Below are 22,851 nucleotides of genomic sequence, written 5' to 3' on the forward strand. Positions count from 1 at the left end.
CACCCCCGTATCCGGACCGACCACGCCTCATTGCCCACGTTAGGAGACTGAGCACAATGTCGCAGCTCTCGTCCGAACTCCCCGCTTTCCCCATGCCCAAGGCGAAGGGCTGCCCCTTGGACCCGCCCCCCGAATACGCCCAGCTGCGGTCGGACCGGCCGGTCGCGAAGGCGCGGCTGTGGGACGGCAAGGAAGTGTGGCTGATCACCGGGTATGAAGAGATCCGCTCGATCTTCACCGACCCCCGCATCAGTGTCGACAACACCCAGCCCGGCTATCCGTGGCTGAGTGAGCAGGCCCGGACCGTCGTGCTGACCGGGGGCGTGAAGCCCGTGGGCCGGATGGACCCGCCCGAGCACACCGCCATGCGGCGCATGCTGGGCCAGGGCTTCCTGGTCAAGAAGATCCAGAACATGCGCGGTGACGTGGAGGCCCTCGTCAACGAGCTGATCGACGACATTCTCGCGGGCCCTCGGCCGACGGACCTGGTGCCGACGCTGGCCATGCCGGTGCCGTCCACCGCACTGGGATGGGTGCTGGGTGTCCCCCCGGCCGACAAGCGCCTCATCAGCCTCGTTCCCCGGCTGTTCGACGAGGACTCCGGGCTGGAGGGCGCCATGGAGGCGCGCGCCGAACTGTTCGCGTACATCGACGAGTTGATCACGCACCGGGAGAACGAACCGGGCGACGACATCATCAGCCACCTGGTCGGCTACTACAAGAAGGGCGAGCTGTCGCGCGTCTCCGTGCTCACCCAGTCGGTCACGCTGATCGCGGCGGCGCTCGACACCACCAGGAGCATGATCACCAACGGGATCCTTGCCCTGCTGCAGCATCCCGAGCAGGCGGCGGCGCTGATCGAGGACCCGGAACTCGTACCGGCGGCGGTCGAGGAACTCCTGCGCTACACGGTCGTCACGGAGTTCTCGTCCAAGCGCGTGGCGGCCGCGGACATCGAGATCGCCGGCGAGACCATCAAGGCGGGTGACGGCATCATCTGCCTGATCAGCGCGGGCAACCGGGACGAGAAGGTCTTCACCGACCCCGACACCCTGGACGTCCGGCGGGACGCCAAACAGCACCTGGGCTTCGGCGCCGGCATCCACACCTGCATCGGGAAGCAACTGGCCCGCATGGAGCTGGAAGTGGTCTACGGAACCCTGTTCCGCCGGATCCCCGAGCTGCGGCTGGCGGTCCCCTTCGACCAGCTGGTCTTCCGCAACACGTTCGACGTGCAGGGCGTCCGGGAGCTTCCCGTCACGTGGTGAGGCACGGCTGCTGACGATGGTATCCGAGGCCTCGCACCCGCGCGCCTCGTCCGCTGTCGCTCCTCGGCAGGGCGCACCCGAGCGCCCTGCCGGTCGCGTTGATGTTCCCCTCCCGGGCCGTACGCGTCCCCGCGCGGCCGCGGCGCCGGCCGGACCGCGGCCCCGATGAGTCGACCGAGGACACCCGTCATGATGGAAAAGACCCTTCCTGCCAGGTCCATGTCCCGGGCCTGGATAGGCCGATACTCCCTGGCCTGGCTCGGGCTGTGGATGGCCTACCTGGTGCCGCAGCAGTTCGCACTGCCCGACCAGCTGGCCCGGGTCGACCCGGCCGGCCGGATCGCCGACTTCGGCGTCATCAACGCCGTGTGCGGCATCGTCGCCCTGTTCACGCTGCCGCTGTTCGGCACGCTCTGCGACCGGACCCGGTCCCGGTTCGGCCGCCGGCGGCTGTGGGTCGCCGGCGGCGCGACGCTGTTCGCGAGCGGCCTGGTCGCCACCGGCCTGCAATCCGACTGGATCGGGATCGGCCTGTCCTGGCTGGTGTGTTCGATCGGCTTCTGCATGGCGACCGTCGGTTTCACCGCGCTGGTCGCCGACCAGGTCCCCGAGGCCCAGCGCGCCACGGTCTCCAGCGCGATGTTCGGACCGCAGACCATCGGCGTGGTGCTCGGCCTGTTCTGCCTGACCGCGATCACCGGCGACCTGCTGCGCTACCTGCTGCTCGCGGCGGGCGTGCTCGTGCTGACCGCACCGTTCGTCCTCAAGCACCGCGACACCGCCACGACCCGGCCCGACGGCGGTGTGGGCCTGCGCGAGTTCGTGGCCAGCGTGCGGGACAATCCCGCGTTCGCCTGGATTTTCGGCACCCGGGTGCTGATGAACCTGGCCAACGCGCTGGCCACCAGCTACCAGCTGTACTTCATCACCGACGTGCTGCGGGTGGCCCACCCCGAGCAGTTGCTTCTGCTGCTGACCATGGTCTACCTGGCGTGGACGCTGGTCTCGGTCTACGTCTGCGGAGTGCTGTCCGACCGGCTCGGCCGGCGACGGGTGTTCGTGGCCTGCGGCGCGACCCTCCAGGCGCTGGGTTGCGCGGCCGTCGCGATCGCGCCGAGTACGGCCAGCGCACTGGTGGCGACCTCGCTGTTGGGCGTCGGCGTCGGCGCTTTCCTGGCCGTCGACCAGGCGATCATCACCGCGGTGCTGCCGGCGGCCGAGAACCGCGCCCGGGACCTGGGCATCATGAACATCGGCCTGTTCGGACCGCAGACGCTGGGGCCGCTGCTGGCCGGCCTGGTCATCGACGGACTGGGCGGATACCAGGTCCTGTTCGCACTGGCCGGGGCCACCAGCCTGGTCAGCGGCCTGCTGATCTACCGCGTGTCCTCGGTGCGTTGAGCGCTCCGAGCGCGACAGCCCCCCGACCGTCTGACTGGAGTCCACCGATGTTCCGTCCGCCGCGGGTGTCCGCCGACGTGCCGTCGCCGCGCGCCCCGCTTCCGCTGTCCCTGATCGCCATGGCCGGTCCGGTCCGCGGCCGGGTCGCCGACTGCGGCTCGGCCGCGCGGCTGCTCTCCGAAGTATCCGAAGCGGTCGCCGGGGCGCAGGGGTGAGCGCGATGCGGGTCGTCGTGCTCGGGGTGACCACCGGTCTCGGCGACCGGCTCGCGTCCTGCCTGCTGGCCGGCGGGGACACGCCGGTAGGACTGGTCCTGCGGGACAGCGACGCCGCGCGCATGCGGGCCGCCCGCATCGAACCGTTCGTGCTCGACACCGACGGATCCGACCTCGACGTGCAACTGAAGCGGGCCTTCCGCAGCGCGGACGCCGTCGTGCTGGCGGCCGGCACCGGCACCGGTCCGGGCTCGCTCGGCGCGGCGGTGTCCTCGCCGGCGGCTCAGCTGTGCGCCGCGGTCGAGGACTGCGGCGTCCGCCGGTTCGTCATGGTGAGCGCGCACCTGCCCGGCGCCCGGGACCGCGCCGCCCTCGGCGACCAGCTCGACGCCTACCTGGCCGAGAAGCACGCCGCCGAACAGGTGGTGCGCCAGCAGGACCTGGACTGGTGCGTGCTGCGCCCGGGCATGCTGACCGACGATCCCCCGCTGGGGACCGTGCGGGCCCGCCCCGACGGCGTGCCCACGGCCGGCGACGAGCTCTCCCGCGGCGACTGCGCCGAGGCGATCCGTACCGTGCTGAGGCAGGGAATCACGGGTGCGTGGCAGGCCACGACCGGAACGACGCCCATCGAGCACGCATTTCAGGTCTGATATCGCTGTGCCTTCTCCCCGGGGCTCGCGGGGTCGTCCCGCGAGCCCCGGGGAGTTGTTCACCGACCTTCCCTCCGGATTGCGCAGGGAACGACTATCGGCCGTGCTCCAGCGGGAAATTCGCCGCCGTGGCCAGAAAGAGATCGTTGGATTCCCGCGCGCCGACCGTGACCCGGACCCCGTCTTCTCCAAGCACCCGTACCCCGATACCGGCACGGGCACAGGCGCCGGCGAATTCGGCGCTGCGCTCGCGGAGCGGGAGCCAGAGGAAGTTGGCCTGGGAGCGTGAAACCGGCCAGCCCTGCTCGATCAGGGCGTCCTCCATCCGGTGCCGCTCGGCAATGACCAGGTCAACCCGCTTCATGACATCGTCCGTTGCGGCCAGGGAGGCGATCGCCGCCTCCTGCCCGATCTGGCTGACCCCATAGGTCGCCATCGTGCGCAGCGCCGCCGCGACGGGTTCCGGGGCGATGGCGTACCCGATCCGCAATCCGGCCAGGCCGAATGCCTTGGAGAAGGTCCGCACCACGGCGACATTGGGGTATTCGCGGCAAACGGCGGTGCCGTCCGCCGCGTCCTTGTCGGACACGAATTCGGCGTAGGCCTCGTCCAGGACGACAAGTACGTCCTCGGGAACGCGGGCGACGAACTCCGTCAGTTCGTCGCGACCCACTGCCTTGCCGGTGGGGTTGTTGGGGGTGCAGAGGAAAATCAGCCGGGTCCGCGCGGTGACACGCTCCGCCATGGCGTCGAGGTCGTGGTACCCCTCGTCGGTCAACGGAACCGCGACCGGGGTCGCGCCGCAGATGGCCTTGGTGATGACGGGGTAGGCCTCGAACGACCGCCAGGCGTACATCACTTCGTCCCCTGGGGCGGCCATCGCCTGGATGAGCGACTGGATCACGCTCACCGACCCCGCGCCGGCTGCGAATCGAGTGGGCGGCAGGTCAAACCTGCGCGCCAGCGCGGCTATCAGTCGTTCGCAGCCGATATCCGGGTAGCGGTTGAACCGCCCGGCGGCCTCGATCGCCGCGTCCAGGACGCCGGGCAGCGGATCGTAGGGGTTCTCGTTCGCCGCGAGCAGGTGGGTGAGTTCCGCGGTGGGCGCGCCGCCCGACCGGCTCGCCGCGTGCACGGCGATGGAGTGCAGTTCTGGACGCGGCCGTGGTCCTGTCATAGCGGAACACACACCTTCCCTGAGATCGAAATGGCTTGGAAGACACGTAAGGGAACGCTGGGCGAGGTGAATTGCGTTGGCACAGCGGAAGTAGGACATCGGCGGACGTCGGCATGCCGGAGTCGCGGGCGGGTGAAAATTCCGCTCGCTTCCACACGTGGTGGAATGGCCACATGGCCGACGGCGTCCGGTGCTGACGGCCCGTTCGTTTCCCCCCCCCCGCCGTCCGCGCAGCGGTATCGTCAGACCTTGTCAACAACCTGCGGGTCGGCATCGTTGCCGGGCAACCCCCTAAGCCCCCCTCACGTCACCTACTGTCGACCACGTTTTCCGGCCTGTGCGGGAATTCGCTCCGCGGCACCCCTGATTTCCTGGCGGCGCATTACCAGTCCGGTGAATCGGCAAATCGCAGCCCCGGGCACCGCATTCGGGGGTGATAGGGGTGTTGCCGCCAGAACCCTCTTGCTTGGGTTGTTCGGTATGACAGCAGGAATGCAGCGCGTCGTCGTCGTGGGTGTGGGCCGCCAGGAGGAATTCGGCGTCGCTTCGGTGTCGTCGGCGCTCTGGGCCGCGATTGAGGACGCCCACGTGGTTCCGTCCGCCCGCAGCCGTGTGGTGGTTCTGCTCGCACGGACGGACGAGGAGGACCTGCCGGACTGGGACGGCATCCCCGGTGTGAGCGTGCGCTCTCCGCGGGACTCCGACCCGGTCTTCGCGGCGGCCGAGGCGTGTCTGCGCGCGGATCGCCCCGCGCTGGTCGTCGTTTGCGACAAGCCCGGCGGCGTGGCGGTGGCGCTGGCTCTGGAGACGGCCGAGGTCGAGCACTACGGCCCGCTCTCCGACGACGTCGAGGAGCGCGCGGCCCAGCTGCGCGCGCTCAGGCCCCGGGACCGCACGAGCGCCCCCCGTGCGACAAGTCCGGACGCCACGGCTTCCGGCGCCGTCCCGCTGCTGCTGTCCGGCCGTACCGAGGCCGGTCTGCGCGCCCAGGCCGACCGTCTGGCGAACCACCTCCAGGAGCGTACGGACATCTCCGTGGCCGACGCCGCCTTCACCCAGGCCACGGCCCGCACGCTCTGGCCGCACCGGGCGATGGTCACCGCGGCCGACCGGGAGGGCGTCGTCGCGGCCCTTCGCGCGGTGGCCGAGGGCCGGGCGGGCGACGCGGCGGTACGGGCCGAAGGCGGCGGGCCCGGGTCCGCGGTGTTCGTCTTCCCGGGCCAGGGCGCCCAGTGGGTGGGAATGGCTCGCGAACTCGCCGCCACGGCCCCGGTCTTCCGCGACAAACTTGCCGAATGCGCGCGGGAGTTGCGCCCGTTCGTGGACTTCGAGCTCGATGACGTGCTCTCCGGGGCCCTGCCGCTGGAGCGGGTCGAGGTGATCCAGCCGGCCCTGTTCGCCGTCATGGTGTCGCTCGCGGAGCTGTGGCGGTCGAACGGCGTCACGCCCGCGGCGGTCGTCGGCCACAGTTTCGGTGAGATCGCGGCGGTGACCGCTGCCGGAGCACTCACCCTGGCCGACGGCGCGCGGCTGGTCGCCGCCGTCAGCAAGGCGCTGGCGCGGCTCCAGGGCAACGGGGAGATGGTCGCCGTGGCGCTCCCCGCCGATCAGGTCACCGCGCTGGTCGACGAGTGGGATCTGGACCTGGACATCGCGGTCGTCAACGGCCCCGGCTCCACGGTCGTCGCGGGCACCACCGAGTCCGCGACGGCCTTGTTGGAGCGGCTGCGCGCCCGGGACGTACGGGCCGCCCTGCTGCCCATCGGGATCGCCGGGCACTCGTGGCGCATGGAGCCTGCCCACGAGTACCTCGTGCGGGAGGCCGCCGCGGTACGGCCGCGCGCCACCCGGATACCCGTGTACACGTCCACCACGACCGACCCGCTCGACACCGGCGCGCTGGACGCCGAGCACTGGTTCCTCAGCCTTCGCGAGCCCGCCCGGTTCCAGCAGGTCATCGAGGAGCTGCTCGGCCAGGGCCACCGGGTGTTCGTGGAGATGAGCCCGCACCCGGTGCTCACCCTGCCGATCGAGGAGACCGCCGCACACCTCGGCCGCAAGGTCGTCGTCCTCGACACGATGCGTCGTGACGACGCGGGCCACGACCGCTATCTGCGCGCCCTGGCCGAGGCCCACCTGCACGGCGTCGCCCCCGACTGGAGCACCGTCCTGCCCGACGCCCGCCGCGTCTCGCTGCCTCCCTACCGACTCGACCTGGACACGGCGGACACCGCCGGCAGCGGCGGCGGGCCCGGCTCCGAGCTGCGCGAGCGGCTGCTGGGGTGCACCCCGGCGCAGCGCGTCGACGAGGCCGTACGCCTCGTGGCGGACGCCGTGTCCGGGCAGATCGAGCCGTCGGCGACGGCCATCGGCGCGGACGAGGCGTTCCGGTCGCTGGGCGTGGACTCCGCGGGCGCCCTCCGGGTCCGCAACCGGCTGGTCGAGATGACCGGGCTGCGGCTGCCCGTGACGGTCCTGTTCGACCACCCCACGCCGCGCGCGCTGGCGGAGGAACTGGTGCGCGCGCTGCTCGGCGGCGACGCACCGGCCCCGGCCCCGGCCGCGTCGGCGCCGGCCGATCCCGACGAGCCGATCGCCATCGTCGGCATGGCCTGCCGCTTCCCCGGCGGGGTCGGCTCCCCCGACGAGTTGTGGCAGCTGGTGCACGAAGGGCGGGACGCGGTCGCGGCCTTCCCGGCCGACCGCGGCTGGGACCTCACCGCGCTGTACGACGCCGACGCCTCGCAGCCGGGCACCTCGTACCAGCGCGAAGCCGCGCTGCTCGACGGGGTGGCCGAGTTCGACGCCGCCTTCTTCGGCATCTCCTCGCGTGAGGCGCTGGCGATGGACCCGCAGCAGCGGTTGCTGCTGGAGACGTCGTGGGAGGCGCTGGAGCGCGGCGGGATCGACAGTGCGACCCTGCGGGGCAGCCGGACCGGTGTCTTCACCGGCGTCATGAGCCTGCCGTACGGCCGGCCGCTGCACCAGGCGCGGCCCGACCTGGAGGGCTATGTGATGACGGGTACCACCTCCAGCGTGGTGTCCGGCCGGCTGTCCTACGTCCTGGGCCTGGAAGGTCCCGCCCTCACCCTCGACACGGCCTGCTCCTCCTCCCTGGTGGCGCTGCACCTGGCGGGGCAGTCGCTGCGCCGCGGCGAGAGCGACCTGGCGCTGGTCGGCGGGGCGACGGTGATGGCCGAGCCCGGCCTGTTCATCGAGTTCAGCCGGCTCCGCGCGCTCGCGCCCGACGGCCGCTCCAAGCCGTTCTCCGCCGATGCCGACGGCTTCGGTATGGCCGAGGGCGTGGCCGTGCTGGTGGTGGAGCGGTTGTCCGACGCGCGGCGACTGGGCCATGACGTGCTGGCGGTGGTCAGGGGCAGCGCCGTCAACCAGGACGGCGCCTCCAACGGCCTCACCGCGCCCAGCGGTCCCGCCCAGCAGCGGGTGATCCGGGCCGCGCTGGACAGCGCGGGCCTGCGCGCCGCGGATATCGACGTGGTGGAGGCGCACGGCACCGGGACGCGGCTGGGCGACCCCATCGAGGCACAGGCGCTGCTCGCGACGTACGGGAGCGACCGCCCGGCCGAACGGCCTTTGTACGTCGGTTCCTTGAAGTCGAACATCGGGCACGCGCAGGCGGCGGCCGGGGTGGCCGGGGTGGTGAAGATGGTGCAGGCGCTGCGGCACGGTGTGATGCCGCGCAGCCTGTACGCGGACAATCCGACGCACGAGGTGGAGTGGTCGTCGGACACCGTCGAGCTGCTGGCCCAGGCCCGCGAGTGGGATCGTGCCGACGGCCGCCCGCGCCGGGCCGGTGTCTCCGCCTTCGGGATCAGCGGGACGAACGCGCACATCATCCTGGAGGAGTTCGCCCCTGAGACCCCCGAGGCCTCCGAGGGCGCGGAGTCCGCCGCCCCCTGGGCGGATGTGGCGGTGCCGCTGGTGCTCTCCGGCAAGACCCCGGAGGCCGTGCGCGGGCAGGCGCGGGCGCTGCGGGAGCACCTCGCCTCTCACCCGGAGCTGCCGCTGGCGCACGTCGCCCGGGAGCTGGCCACCCGCCGTACGGCGTTCGAGCACCGTGCCGTGGTCACGGGTGACCGGGAGGAGGTCCGGGCCGGTCTCGGCGAGGTCTCCCCGGTGCTCGCCGGGCCCGGCAGGGTGGCGGCCGTGTTCTCCGGCCAGGGCGCGCAGCGCGCGGGGATGGGCCGTCAACTGGCCGCGGATTTCCCGGTGTTCGACGAGGCGTTGACGGAGGTGTGCGGCCACCTCGACGCGGAGCTCGGACGCGGACTGCGGGAGGTGATGTGGTCCGACGATCCGGAACTGCTGGGCCGGACGGAGTTCGCGCAGCCCGCGCTGTTCGCGTTCGAGGTGGCGCTGGCCCGGCTCTGGCAGTCCTGGGGCGTGTCGTTCACCGCTGTCGTGGGTCACTCGGTGGGCGAGATCGCCGCCGCGGTCGTCGCCGGGGTGCTGACGGTGCCGGACGCGGCGCGGCTGGTGGTGGCCCGGGGGCGGCTGATGCAGTCCCTGCCCGGCGGGGGCGCCATGCTCGCCGTCGCCGCGGGCGAGGACGAGGTGGCGGCCACGCTGGGCGATGCCGCGCGCGTCGCCGTCGCCGCGGTCAACGGCCCCGGGGCGGTCGTCGTCTCCGGTGCCCGCGACGAGGTGGCACGCGTGGGCGAGATCTGGCGTGGCCGCGGCCGGCGGGTGACCGAGCTGCGGGTCAGTCACGCCTTCCACTCACCGCTCATGGAGCCGGTCCTCGACGAGTTCCGCGCGGTGGTGGAGAAGTTGCGCTTCCATCCGCCGACCGTCCCGATCCGTGCCACCGCCGACACCGCCCACCCCATCGACACCCCTGAATACTGGGTCGACCACGCGCGCCGCGCCGTACGTTTCGGCGACGCGATAGAGCGGCTCCCGGAGGCCGACATCCTGATCGAGGTCGGCCCGGACGCCGCCCTGGCCCCGCTGATCGAGACCGGTCACCCCGTCCTGGCCAGCACCCGGCGCGGCCGGTCCGAGACGCACACCGTCCTCACCGCGCTGGGCCGGGCCCACGCCCATGGCGCCGACGTCGACTGGGCCGCCCTCCTGCCGCCCGCTCCCCGCGCCGACCTGCCCACGTACGCCTTCCAGCGGCAGCGCTACTGGGACTCCGCGTCGGACGCCAGCGCCGGTGCCGGCGCGGGAGCGGATCCGCGGTCGCACCCGATGCTCACCTCGCGCACGGATCTGCCGGGTGCGGGGGGCCTGCTGCTGTCCGGCAGGCTGACCCCCGGCAGCGACCCGTGGCTGTCGCACCACGTCGTCATGGGCACGGTGCTGCTGCCCGGCACGGGCTTCGTGGAGCTCGCGCTCGAAGCGGCCCGCTCGGCCGGCGCCGGGTCGGTCGACGAACTCGTCCTGCGTGCGCCCATGGTGTTCGCCGAGGGCGCGCCCCGCGACCTCCAGGTGTGGGTGGGGCCGGACCAAGGCGGCGCCGAGCGGGAACTGCAGATCCGTACCAGGGAGACCGGCGGCGATTGGACGCTGCACGCCACCGGCCTGCTCGCGGCACGGATCGCCGACACCGCGGGCTTCGGCGACGGCGACTGGGCCGGCGAGGTCTGGCCGCCGGCCGGGGCGCGGCAGCTCACCGGTCGCTCCTTCTACGAGGAGCTCGCCGCCCGCGGCTACGAGTACGGCCCGGCCTTCCACGGCACCAAGGCCCTCTGGGAGCGTGCCGGGGACCTCTTCGCGGAGGTCGTGCTCCCCGAGGGGCAGCCTCGCGGGTTCGGTATCCACCCCGCGCTGCTGGACGCCGCCCTGCACGCCCTGCCGATCACCGGCAGCCTCTACGAGGCCGGCGAGGTCCGGCTGCCGTTCTCCTTCAACAGCGTGTCCCTGTTCTCCTCGGACGCCCGGCGGCTGCGCGTGCGGATCCGGGCGGACGCCGACACCGCGGCCGTCTGGATCACGGACGACACCGGGTCCCCCGTCCTCGCCATGGAGGGCCTCATCCTGCGCTCCATCGAGCGCGCACAGCTGGAAGCGGCAGGGGCGACCGGCCGCACCGGGTGGTTCGCCGAGACATGGCGGCAAGAGGGACGGGCCGCCACCACCGACCGGGTGCCCGGGACGTGGCTCCTGCTCGGCGAGGTGCCCCCGGCGCTCGGCTCCCTCTTCGCGGACCCGGTCACCGCCGCTTCCTGGGACCGCTCGACCGCGCCGGACGGGGTACTGGTCGGCGCCGGACGCGCGGAGGATCTGCTCGCCGCCCTGCACGAGGTCGCCGGCCGGCAGACCGGCCCGGTGTGGTGCGTCACGAGCGGTGCCGTCACGGTGGGGACGGCCGACCCCGCCGCCGATGTGCGGGCGGCGGGTGTCTGGGGGCTCGGCCGGGTCGCCGGACTGGAACTGCCCGACCGCTGGGGTGGTCTGGTGGATCTGCCCGAGTGGATCGACGATGCCACCCGACAGGCGCTCGCCGGGATCCTCACCGTCGACGGCCCCGACGACGATGGTGCCGAGGATCAACTCGCTGTTCGTGACGGACAGTTGTGGGTGCGTAGGCTGGTGCCCGCGTCGGCGCCGCAGACCGGTACCTGGACGCCCAAGGGCACCGTGCTGATCACCGGCGGGACCGGGGGTCTCGGCGGGCACGTCGCCCGCCGGATCGCCGAGCAGGGCAGCGCCGACCGCGTCCTCCTCCTCTCCCGTCAGGGTCCGGCGGCCCCCGGAGCCACCGAACTGCTCGCGGAGATCTCCGCGTTCGGCACCCGGGCGGAGGCCGTCGCCGTCGATGTGACGGACCGTGCCGCGATGGGTGATCTGCTGACTGCCCTGGCGGCGGAGGGCGCCCCCGTGCGCACCGTGGTCCATGCCGCGGGCGTGGTCCGGGACGTGCGGATCGCGGAGACCGGGGCCGAGGAGCTGGCCGCCCAGATGGCGGCCAAGATCGAAGGCGCCCTGCTGCTCGACGAACTGCTGCCGGACCTCGACGACTTCGTCCTGTTCTCCTCGATCTCCGGCGTCTGGGGCGCCGCGGGCCAGGCCGGGTACGCCGCCGGCAACGCCTGCCTCGACGCGCTCGCCCGGCGCCGGCGCGGGCAGGGCAGGCCCGCGCTCTCCGTCGCCTGGGGGCCGTGGGCGGGCGGCGGGATGCTGACCGAGCGCGACGAGCGGGAACTGCGCAAGCGCGGTCTGACCCCGCTCCTGGTGCCCGCCGCCCTCCAGGCCCTGGAGCAGGGCATCATGGCCGACGGCGCGTGGGACCCGGTGGTGGCCGACATCACCTGGTCGCGCTTCCTGCCCGCGTTCACCGCGTCCCGGCCCAGTCCGCTGCTCGGCTCGTTCGAGGAGAAGGCCGCCGCCCTCGATCCCCTGGCGCGGACGGACGGCGGCCACGCCGAGGGCGAGGCGCAGAGCCTCACCCAGCGGCTCGCCGCACTGCCGGACGCCGAGCGGCTCCCGGCCCTGACCGAGGTCGTGCAGACCCATGTGGCGGCACTCATCGGCGAGTCCGGGCCCGAGCGGGTCAGTCCCGACCGCGCGCTCAAGGAGATCGGGTTCGACTCCCTGATGTCCGTGGAGCTGCGCAACAGGTTCGCCGGACTCATCGGCGTCAAGCTGCCCGCCACGCTGGTCTTCGACCATCCGACGCCGCACGCGCTGGCGGAGCATCTCCTGGGCCACCTCGACCTCGGCGCGGCCGGCTCCGCGCCGGCCGACCGGCCGCTGCTGGAGGTGGTCGAAGACCTCCAGGACCGGGTCCTGTCGCCGCTCACCGACGCCGCCACCCGCCAGGCCCTGACCGGCCGTCTCACCGAGCTGCTGGACCGGCTGTCCGCGCTCGACGCCAGGCCGGTCGCCGGGACGGACGGGCTCGCCTCGGCCAGCGCCGCCGAGCTGATGCAGTTCATCGACACCGAGTTGGGGGACCTCTGACCCCGCCCGGCCCCGGCAGCCCGGGGCCGGGCCGCCACCGCTCCTCCGCCATCCCCTGTTCCCGTCGCGCCCTGTGCGGGCGGACAGCCGCGAAGCCGATAGGTGCCAGACATGACAACAGACGACAGCCAGCTCGTCGCATACCTGCGCAAGGTCACCACCGATCTGCAGAAGACCCGACTGCGGCTGCGGGACGCCGAGACGAAGCACCACGAGCCGATCGCGATCGTGGGCATCGGCTGCCGCTACCCGGACGGGGTGCACGGCGCCGATGACCTGTGGCGGCTCGTCACGGAGGGGCGCGACGCCATCAGCGGCTTCCCGCAGGACCGCGGCTGGGACGTGGCCGGACTCTACGACCCCGACCCGGACGCCGTCGGGAAGTCGTACACCCGCGAAGGCGGTTTCCTCACCGACATCGACCTCTTCGACGCCGACTTCTTCGGACTCAGCCCACGAGAAGCGCTGGCCATGGACCCGCAGCAGCGGCTGCTGCTGGAGACGTCCTGGGAGGCGCTGGAGAGCGCGGGCATCCGCCCCGCCACCCTGCGCGGCAGCCGCACCGGCGTGTTCACGGGTGTCATGCACCACGACTACGGCAGCCGTTTCACCACCGCCCCCGACGGGTTCGAGGGCTACGTCCACATGGGCAGCGCGGGCAGCATGGCCGTCGGCAGGGTCGCCTACCACTTCGGCCTGGAGGGCCCCGCCGTCACCGTCGACACGGCGTGCTCCTCCTCGCTCGTCTCCCTGCACCTGGCCTGCCAGTCGCTCCGTGCGGGCGAGTGCGATCTGGCGCTGGCCGGCGGCGTCGCGATCATGGCCGGGCCCACCTTCTTCGTCGAGTACAGCCGCCAGCGGGTGCTGTCCACCGACGGCCGGTGCCACTCCTTCGCCGACGACGGGGATGGAACCGGCTGGTCCGAGGGGGTGGGCGTGCTGGCCGTGGAGCGGTTGTCGGACGCCCGGCGGCTGGGGCACGAGGTGCTGGCGGTGGTGCGGGGCAGCGCGGTCAACCAGGACGGTGCCTCGAACGGGATGACGGCGCCGAGCGGTCCCGCCCAGCAGCGCGTCATCGAGTCGGCGCTGCGCCATGCCCGTCTGAGCGCGGACGAGATCGACGCGGTGGAGGCGCACGGGACGGGCACGCGGCTGGGCGATCCCATCGAGGCGCAGGCCCTGATGGCGACGTACGGCCGGGGTCGTCCGGCGGAACGGCCGCTGTGGCTGGGTTCGTTGAAGTCCAACATCGGGCACACCCAGGCGGCCGCGGGCGTCGGCGGCGTGATCAAGATGGTGCAGGCGCTGCGGCACGGCGTCCTGCCGCGGAGCCTGTATGCGGAGCGTCCGTCGACGGAGGTCGACTGGTCCGCGGGGACGGTCGCGCTGCTGGCGCGGGAGCGGGCCTGGGAGCGGGTCGGGGACCGCCCGCGGCGGGCCGGGGTGTCGTCCTTCGGGATGAGCGGCACCAACGCGCATGTGATCGTGGAGGAGTTCGTCCTCGAGCCCGCCGAGGAGAGTGCGGCGGAGCCCGCGGCCCCGTGGGCTCCGACCTCGGTACCGCTGGTACTGTCGGGCCGGACGCCGGAGGCGGTGCGGGCGCAGGCGGCGGCGCTGCGGGAGCACCTGACGGCCCGGCCGGAGCTGCCCCTCGTGCGGGCGGCGCGGGAGTCGGCGGTGCATCGGACGGCGTTCGAGCACCGTGCGGCGGTCACGGGTGACCGCGACACCGTGCTGGCCGGGCTCGCCGAGGTCACTCCCGTGGCCGCCGGCGGCGGCCGGGTGGCGGCGGTGTTCTCCGGCCAAGGCGCGCAGCACGCCGGGATGGGCCGTCAACTGGCGCAGGACTTCCCGGTGTTCGCCGGGGTGCTGGACGAGGTGTGCGCGGTGGTCGACCCCCTGTTGGGGCGGTCGCTGCGGGAGGTGATGTGGTCGGGGCCCGCGGAGCAGCTGGAGCGGACCGAGTTCGCGCAGCCCGCGCTGTTCGCCTTCGAGGTGGCGCTGGCGCGCCTGTGGCAGTCCTGGGGCGTGGAGTTCTCCGTGCTCGCGGGGCACTCCGTCGGGGAGATCGCCGCCGCGGTCGTGGCCGGGGCGTTGTCCCTGGAGGACGCGGCCCGGTTGGCCGTGGCGCGCGGGCGGCTGATGCAGCGGTTGCCGGAGGGCGGAGCGATGCTGGCCGTCGCCGCGGGCGAGGAGGAGGTCGCCGCGACGCTGGGCGATCCGGCGCTCGTGGGCATCGCCGCGGTCAACGGCCCGGAGGCGGTGGTCGTCTCCGGTGCCCGTGCGGAGGTCGAGCGGGTCGCCGAGGCCTGGCGCGAGCGTGGTCGGCGCACGAGCCGGCTGCGGGTCAGCCACGCGTTCCACTCGCCGTTGATGGAACCGGTGCTGGACGAGCTGCGTGCGGTGGCGGACGAGCTGGAGCGCAGGGAGCCGGCGCTGCCGGTGAGCGCGTCGGCCGATTCCACGCATCCGTTCGCCACCGCGGCCTACTGGGTCGACCACGCCCGTCGCGCGGTGCGGTTCCACGACGCGGTCACGGGCCTCGCGGAGACGGACATCGTCGTCGAGATCGGCCCCGACACGGTCCTGGCACCGCTGATCGACACCGGTCACACGGTGCTGCCGAGTTGCCGCCGTGAGCAGAGCGAGACCCTGACGCTGCTGACCGCGCTCGGCGAGGCCCACGCGCACGGCGTCGAGGTCGACTGGACGGTCCTCTTCCCGGCCGCTCCCCGTGCCGACCTGCCCCCCTACCCCTTCCAGCACCGGCGCTACTGGCTCGCGCCCCCCGCCCTGACGGGTGACGGTGCCGACGCGCTGGACCACCCCCTGCTGTCCGGCATCGTGGAACTGCCGGGCCGGGGCGGCGTGGTGCTCAGCGGCAGGATCGCGCCCGACCGGGACCCATGGCTCGCCGACCACGCGGTCTCCGGTGCCGTGCTCTTCCCCGGTACCGGCTTCCTGGAACTCGCCCTGCGGGCCGCCCAGCAGGTGGGTTGCCGCCAGGTCGCCGACCTCGTCGTCCAGGCCCCGCTCGTGCTGCCCGCCGCGGGCACCGACATCCAGGTCTGGGTCGAACCGCCGGGCGAGCCGGAGCGCGCGCTGATCGTCCGGGGCCGGAGCGGCGATGGCGACTGGGTGGAGTACGCCACGGGTCGGCTCGCGGAGGAGCCCCCCGAGACCTCCCCCCAGGGGAATCCTCCCGCCGACGCTGAGTGGGCCACGGGGCAGTGGCCGCCGCGGGGCGCCGAGGAGATGCCGGTCGAGGAGCTCTACGACTCCCTCGCCGCCCGTGGCTACGGCTACGGTCCGGTCTTCCGCGGCCTGCGGGCGCTGTGGCGGTCCGGCGACGAGCTGTTCGCCGAGGTCGCCCTCCCCGAGCGGGCCCACGACGGCCGCTACGGCTGCCATCCCGCGCTGCTGGACGCCGCCCTGCACCCGCTCGCGGCCGCCGATTCCGGTCAGCAGGTGCGGCTGCCCTTCTCCTTCGGCCGGGCCACCGTGCACTCCCCCGGCGCCTGCGAACTGCGCGTACGCCTGCAAACCGGCGCCGGGACCCTGCGCCTGGACGCGGCCACGGGCACCGGGGAGCCGGTCCTGACCATCGGGGAACTGGTGCTGCGGGCGGCCGACACCGCCCGGCTCACCACCCGGGCGGACGGGCACCTGAACCGCCTCGGCTACGAGGTCACCTGGCAGCTGCTGCCCGACCCGCCGCGTGCCGACCGGCTCCCCGGCACCTGGATCGTCCTCGCGCCACCGGCGACGGACGTCTCCTGGACCCGGGACCTGGCCGAACACACCCTCGCCGTCGACCTCGACCCCACCCCGGACCGCCCCGCCCTCGCGGCACGGCTGGCCGACGCCACCCACACCGCCGCCACCGCCCCGGACGGTGTACTGCTCTTCGCCGCCCACCCGGACACCCTCGTCACCGCGCTCCAGGCGCTCACCGACGCCGGCGTCGACACCCCGGTGTGGTGCCTGACCCAGGAGTCCGACGACGCGCTCGACGCGGCCGCCGTGTGGGGCGCGGGCCGGGCGGCGGCCCTGGAACTCCCGGACCGCTGGGGCGGCCTGGTCGATCTGCCCCCGGCCGGCGTACGGCCCGACCTCGACCGCCTGGCCGGCCTGCTGTGCGCGGACACCGGCGAGGACCAGATCCGCCTCCGGGCCGACGGGGCCTTTGTTCGCCGCCTGGTCAAGCCGGACCGGCCGGCGCAACCACCCGCCGACTGGACCCCGTCCGGCACCGTGCTGATCACCGGGGGCACCGGGGCGCTGGGCGGTCATGTCGCGCGTTGGGTCGCGGGCCTCGGCGGCTGCTCCCTGCTGCTGGTCTCCCGCCGGGGTCCCGAGGCGCCCGGCGCGCAGGACCTGCTGGCCGAGCTGGCCGCCACCGGCACCCCGGCACGGATCGTCGCCGCCGATGTCGCCGACCGGTCCGCCATGGCCGAGCTGGTGCGCGAGGCGGCGGACGCGGGCGCCCCCGTCCGCGCGGTGTTCCACGCGGCGGGCGTCGCCGACCAGACACCGCTGCTGGAGACCACCCCCGACCGGTTCCACACCGTCCTGGAGGGCAAGGCGGGCGGTGCCCGGGTCCTCGACGAGGTACTCGGCGAAGCCGACTTGGATGCCTTCGTCGTCTTCTCCTCCGTCTCCGGCGTCTGGGGAGGTGCGGGGCAGAGCGCGTACGGGGCGGGCAACGCCGTGCTGGACGCGCTGGCCGCCCGGCGCCGGGCCCGCGGTCTGGCCGGCACGGCGCTCGCCTGGGGTCCCTGGTCGGGCGGCGGCATGGTCGACGCCGACCTGGAGCGACGGCTGCGACGCCAGGGCCTCACCCCGCTCCCGGTCGACGACGCCGTGGCGGCGCTGTCGACGGCGGTGTCCCTCGGCGCGAACCGGGTCCTGGCCGACGTGGCGTGGCCGCGTTTCCTGCCGCTGTTCACCGCCGCCCGGCCCGCCCCGCTCTTCACGGCGCTGCGTCCCGCACCGCGCCGCACGACGGCGTCCGCCGCGACGGCCGCGCCCGGATCGACGGCCGAGAAGCTGGCCGCCCTCCCGGCCGCGGACCGCGGCAAGGCGCTGTCCGACCTCGTACGGGCCGAGATCGCCTCGGCCGTCGGGCACCAGCACATGAGCGCGGTCGACGCGGAGCGCCCGCTGGGCGAGTTCGGCTTCGACTCCCTCATGTCCGTGCGCCTGCGCAACCGGCTCTCGGCCGCGACCGGTGTCCGCCTGCCGGCGACCCTGGTCTTCGACCATCCCACCGCCGGCGCGCTCGCCCGGCACCTGGAGAGCGCGCTGGCCACCGAGCCGTCGCCACTCCCCCGACAGCCCGCCACGCGCGGGACGGCCGTCGCCGACGAGCCCGTCGCCATCGTCGGGATGGCCTGCCGCTACCCGGGCGGCGTCGCGTCCCCCGAGGACCTGTGGCAGCTCGTCGCGCAGGGCCGGGACGCCGTCACCGGATTCCCCACCGACCGCGGATGGGACCTGGCGGGCCTCTCCCACCCGGACCGCTCCCGGGCCGGTACCTCCTACGCCGGCGAGGGTGGATTCCTCGACGACCCCGCCGGGTTCGACGCGGACTTCTTCGGTATCTCGCCCCGAGAGGCGCTGGCCATGGACCCGCAGCAGCGACTGCTGCTGGAGGCGTCCTGGGCGGCCGTGGAACACGCGGGGATCGCCCCCGGCACCCTGCGCGGCAGCCGTACCGGGGTGTTCGTCGGCACCATGTACAACGACTACCTGTCGCGTCTGAGCAGCACGCCGGCGAGCCTTGAGGGGATCATCGGCATCGCCAACAGCAACAGCGTGATGTCGGGGCGCATCTCCTACCTTCTCGGGCTCCAGGGCCCGGCGGTCACGCTCGACACCGCCTGCTCGTCCTCGCTGGTCGCCCTGCACCTCGCCTGCCAGGCGCTGCGGCGGGGCGAGTGTGATCTCGCGCTGGCGGGCGGCGCCACCGTGATGGCCTCACCGCACATCTTCGTCGAGTTCAGCCGCCAGGGCGGCCTGGCCGCGGACGGCCGGTGCAAGTCGTTCTCCGCGGACGCGGACGGCACCGGCTGGGCGGAGGGCGCCGGCCTGCTCGTCGTGGAACGGCTGTCCGAAGCGCGTCGGTTGGGACACGAGGTGCTCGCCGTGGTCCATGGCTCCGCCGTGAACCAGGACGGTGCGTCCAACGGCCTGACCGCCCCGAGCGGTCCCGCCCAGCAGCGCGTCGTGGAGGCCGCGCTCGCGCAGGCGGGCATCGCGGCCGCCGAGGTCGACGCCGTCGAGGCGCACGGCACCGGCACCCGGCTGGGCGACCCGATCGAGGCCCAGGCCCTGCTCGCGACCTACGGCCGGGAGCGCGCGCCGGAGCGGCCGCTGTACCTCGGGTCCCTGAAGTCGAACATCGGCCACGCACAGGCGGCGGCCGGGGTCGGCGGAGTGATCAAGATGGTGCAGGCACTGCGGCACGAACTGCTGCCCCGCACCTTGCACGCCGACTCGCCGTCACCCGAGGTGGACTGGTCGTCGAAGGCCGTGCGGCTCCTCACCGAGGAGCGCCCCTGGCCCCGCGGCGACCGGCCGCGCCGGGCCGGCGTGTCGTCGTTCGGCATCAGCGGCACCAACGCGCACATCGTGCTGGCGGAGGGCGATCCCCTCGACGCCGAGCCCGCTGCCGAAGCACCCGTCCACGGCACGTCCACGGAGAGCAGCACTCCCGTGGACACGGCGGACTCCACCGCGGCCCGGACCCCGCTGCCGTATGTGCTCACCGCCCGCAGCGCGGCAGGACTCCCGGCGCAGGCCCGCGCCCTGCACTCCCACCTGCTCGGCCACCCGGGGCTCGAACCGGCCGATGTGGCCCGGTCGTTGGTCACCACCCGGTCGCTTCACGACCATCGGGCGGTCCTGGTGGCCGAGGACCGGCAGGAGCTGCTGGACGCCCTCGCCGCACTCGCGGACCCGGCCGCGGCGACGCCGAGCCGGGCGGTGTCCCTCGGCACGGCCGGCCCCGGGCGGGTGGCGGGCCTGTTCTCTGGTCAGGGTGCGCAGCGGCCGGGGATGGGGCGTGAGTTGGCTGAGCGCTTCCCGGTGTTCGCCGGGGTGTTGGACGAGGTGTGCGCGGTGGTCGACCCGTTGTTGGGGCGGTCGTTGCGGGAGGTGATGTGGTCGGGCCCCGCGGAGATGTTGGAGCGGACGGAGTTCGCTCAGCCTGCGCTGTTCGCCTTCGAGGTGGCGATGGCGCGCCTGTGGCAATTCTGGGGCGTGGAGTTCTCCGCTCTCGCGGGGCACTCCGTGGGGGAGATCGCAGCGGCCTGCGTGGCGGGGGTCCTGTCGTTGCCGGACGCCGCACGGATGGCCGTGGCGCGGGGCCGGTTGATGCAGGCGCTGCCGGAGGGCGGAGCCATGGTCGCCATCGCCGCGAGCGAAGACGAGGTGGCCGCGAGCCTCGCGGACGTGCCGGATGTCGCGATCGCCGCCGTGAACGGTCCCGAAGCCGTCGTCGTCTCCGGGGCGGAGGCCGCCGTACTGCGGATCGCCGATCAGTGGCGTGAACAGGGCCGCCGCACCACCCGGCTGCGGGTCAGCCACGCCTTCCACTCACCCCTCATGGACCCCATGCTCGACCACTTCACCACCGTCCTCGACGAACTGACCTTCCACGAACCCACCCTCCCCCTCAGCCCCTCCGCCGACAGCTCACACCCCTTCGCAACCGCCGCCTACTGGCTCGACCACGCCCGCCACACCGTCCGCTTCGCCGACGCCCTCGGCGCCCTGGACGACGCCGACGTGCTCGTCGAACTCGGCCCGGACGCCGCCCTGGCGCCCCTAGCAGGGACGGACAGGCCGGTCCTCCCCTCCACGCGACGCGATCACCCCGAGGCACGCAGCGTGGTCACGGCGCTCGGCGCCGCGCACGCCCACGGCGTATCCGTCGACTGGACGGCGGCACTCGGGGCGGGCCGGCTGGTCCGGCTCCCCACTTACGCCTTCCAGCACGAGCGCTACTGGCTGGACGAGGAGACCGCGGCCGAACGGGGCACCGGCTCCGTGGGCGACCCGGCGGCGGCACGCTTCTGGCAGGTGGTCGAGGACCAGGACCTCGACGGTCTGACCCGCACCCTCGGTCTCGACGCGGAGACGCCCCTGCGGGCCGCGCTGCCGGCGCTGCACGACTGGCACCGCACCAGCACCACGCTCGCCCGGGCCGCCGGCTGGCGCTACCGCGTCGCCTGGGACCGGGTGCCCACGGACGCCCCGGCCGTCGCGCTCGACGGCACCTGGTGGATCGTCGTCCCCGGGGATGCCGCCGACACCCCGACGGCCGACGCCGTGCGGCGGGCGCTCGCGGCCGCGGGTGCAACCCCCCGCATCCTCACCGTCGACCTGCACGGGACGGACCGCACGGCGCTGGCGAAGGAACTCAAGGAACGTGCCGCAGCCGACGGCACGGTGGCGGGGACGGTGTCCCTGCTGGCGGAGTCCGGCGGCGAGGACGCCGGGCACCGCGGCGTCGCCACCGGGGCGCTGGCCACCCTGGTGCTGCTGCAGGCCCTGCACGACGCGGACCTGCCGACCCGGCTGTGGACGCTGACGCGGGGCGCCGTACGCACCGGGCCGGCGGACGCCGCACCGGACCCCTGGCAGGCCCAGGTATGGGGCCTCGGTCGGGTCGCCGCCCTCGAACACCCGGCGCTGTGGGGCGGTCTGGTCGATCTCCCCGCCGAAGGGGAGCCGACCGGCCTGGCCGCCGTCCTCTCCGGGACCGCCGGGGAGGACCAGGTGGCACTGCGCGGGGACGGCGTTCACGCGCGTCGCCTCACCCCTGCCGACACGCGCGACGACCCGGGGGCCGACGCCCTCGCATCCGGTGCGTACCGGTGGACGGACGGCGCGGTTCTGATCACCGGCGGTACCGGAGCGCTCGGTGCGCACACCGCCCGCATGCTCGCCTCGCAGGGGGCGTCCCGACTGGTTCTCGTCAGCCGCCGCGGCCCGGCCGCTCCCGGCGCCGAGGCACTGCGTGCCGAACTGGAGGCGCTCGGCGCGGCGGTCGACCTGACGGCCTGCGACGTGACCGACCGCGACGCCGTCAGCCGGCTGGCCGAGGGCCTCGCCGCGGCCGGCACCCCCGTCCGCGCCGTGGTGCACGCGGCGGGTGTCGCCGCCGAACAGCCGCTGACGGAACTCGCCGGGGACGGCTTCTCGGCGGTGACCGACGCGAAGGTCACCGCCGCGGAGATCCTCGACGAGGTGCTGGGGGACGACCTGGCGGCGTTCGTCGTCTACTCCTCCATCGCCGGCACCTGGGGCAGCGCGGGCAACGGCCCATACGCCGCCGCCAACGCCCACCTGGACGCACTGGTCGAGCGGCGTCGGGCCCGCGGCGCCGCCGGCACGGCCGTCGCCTGGGGCCCCTGGAGCGGGGGCGGCATGGCGGACGACCACTTCCAGGAGGAGATGGAGCGCCGCGGTGTCCGCGCCCTCTCCCCCGAAGGCGCCACCGCCGCGCTCGCTCAGGCCCTGGAGCACGACGACACCACGGTCACGGTCGTCGATGTCGACTGGGACCGCTTCGCCCGCGTCTTCGCCAGCAACCGCCCCAGCCCGCTGCTCGGGTACCTGGCGGAGCCCGCCGCCGCTGCCGAGGAGGCGCCCGCCCGGACGGAACTGGCCGAGCGCCTCGCGGCCCTGGACGCCGAGGCGCGGCGCGGCGCGGTGCTGGATCTGGTGCGCGCGGAGGTCGCGGGGGTGCTGGGGCATGCCACGTCCCGAGCCGTCGCCGTGGACCGCGCCTTCACCGACATGGGGTTCGACTCCCTCATGGCCGTCGAACTGCGCACCCGGCTCGGCGTGGTCAGCGGCCTCGCGCTGCCGACCACCCTCGTCTTCGACCACCCGAGTCCCGCGGAGGTGACCGACTTCCTCTGCGCGCGGTTCGAACCCGACCGGGACGCCCTCACCCACGAGATCCTGGAGAAGCTCGACTGGCTGGAGACCACCCTGCTGGACGCCGCGCACAGCCAGGGCGTCCGCGCACGGTTCGGCTCCCGGCTCGATGCCCTGCTCGCCCGGCTCGACCGTACGGCGGCCCCGACCGAGAGCCGGCTGTCGGATCCGGCCGCGGACGACATCGAATCGGCGACCGCCGAAGAACTGCTCGCATTCGTCGAGGAGCATTTCGACTAGTCCCCCGTCCCGCCTAC

Annotated in this window: 7 protein-coding genes; 6 read left to right on the top strand and 1 reads right to left on the bottom strand. The window is 73.8% G+C overall.

What is annotated here, in order from left to right; genetic code table 11:
• Positions 1-56 precede the first annotated feature (56 nt).
• The 4 genes from IEY78_RS17725 (at position 57) to IEY78_RS17740 (ending at position 3,537) form a co-directional block, all read left to right on the top strand.
• Positions 57-1,268 (top strand): cytochrome P450, encoded by a 1,212-nt coding sequence (locus IEY78_RS17725; RefSeq protein ID WP_189099370.1) that lies wholly within the window; start codon positions 57-59, stop codon positions 1,266-1,268.
• A gap of 189 nt (positions 1,269-1,457) precedes the next feature.
• Complete coding sequence (locus IEY78_RS17730) at positions 1,458-2,669, top strand: MFS transporter (protein ID WP_189099372.1); 1,212 nt, start codon at positions 1,458-1,460, stop codon at positions 2,667-2,669.
• 47 nt (positions 2,670-2,716) lie between these two features.
• A complete protein-coding gene (locus IEY78_RS17735; protein ID WP_189099374.1) occupies positions 2,717-2,884 on the top strand; it encodes a hypothetical protein in 168 nt (55 codons plus the stop codon).
• A gap of 5 nt (positions 2,885-2,889) precedes the next feature.
• On the top strand, positions 2,890-3,537 hold the full coding sequence (locus tag IEY78_RS17740) for an NAD(P)-dependent oxidoreductase (protein ID WP_189099376.1): 648 nt from the start codon (positions 2,890-2,892) through the stop codon (positions 3,535-3,537).
• A 94-nt stretch (positions 3,538-3,631) separates the two neighbouring features.
• Here IEY78_RS17740 and IEY78_RS17745 read toward each other — a convergent pair whose 3' ends face one another.
• Positions 3,632-4,714 (bottom strand): histidinol-phosphate transaminase, encoded by a 1,083-nt coding sequence (locus tag IEY78_RS17745; RefSeq protein ID WP_189099378.1) that lies wholly within the window; start codon positions 4,712-4,714, stop codon positions 3,632-3,634.
• A gap of 480 nt (positions 4,715-5,194) precedes the next feature.
• Here IEY78_RS17745 and IEY78_RS17750 point away from each other — a divergent pair, with 480 nt between their 5' ends.
• Positions 5,195-12,643 carry a type I polyketide synthase gene (locus IEY78_RS17750; protein WP_229700021.1) on the top strand — a complete coding sequence of 2,483 codons (7,449 nt, stop codon included), beginning with the start codon at positions 5,195-5,197 and terminating at the stop codon, positions 12,641-12,643.
• A gap of 111 nt (positions 12,644-12,754) precedes the next feature.
• On the top strand, positions 12,755-22,834 hold the full coding sequence (locus tag IEY78_RS17755) for a type I polyketide synthase (RefSeq protein ID WP_189099380.1): 10,080 nt from the start codon (positions 12,755-12,757) through the stop codon (positions 22,832-22,834).
• The last annotated feature ends 17 nt before the right edge of the window (positions 22,835-22,851 follow it).

It is taken from the genome of Streptomyces kronopolitis (assembly GCF_014646275.1).
Taxonomy (GTDB): Bacteria; Actinomycetota; Actinomycetes; order Streptomycetales; family Streptomycetaceae; genus Streptomyces; species Streptomyces kronopolitis.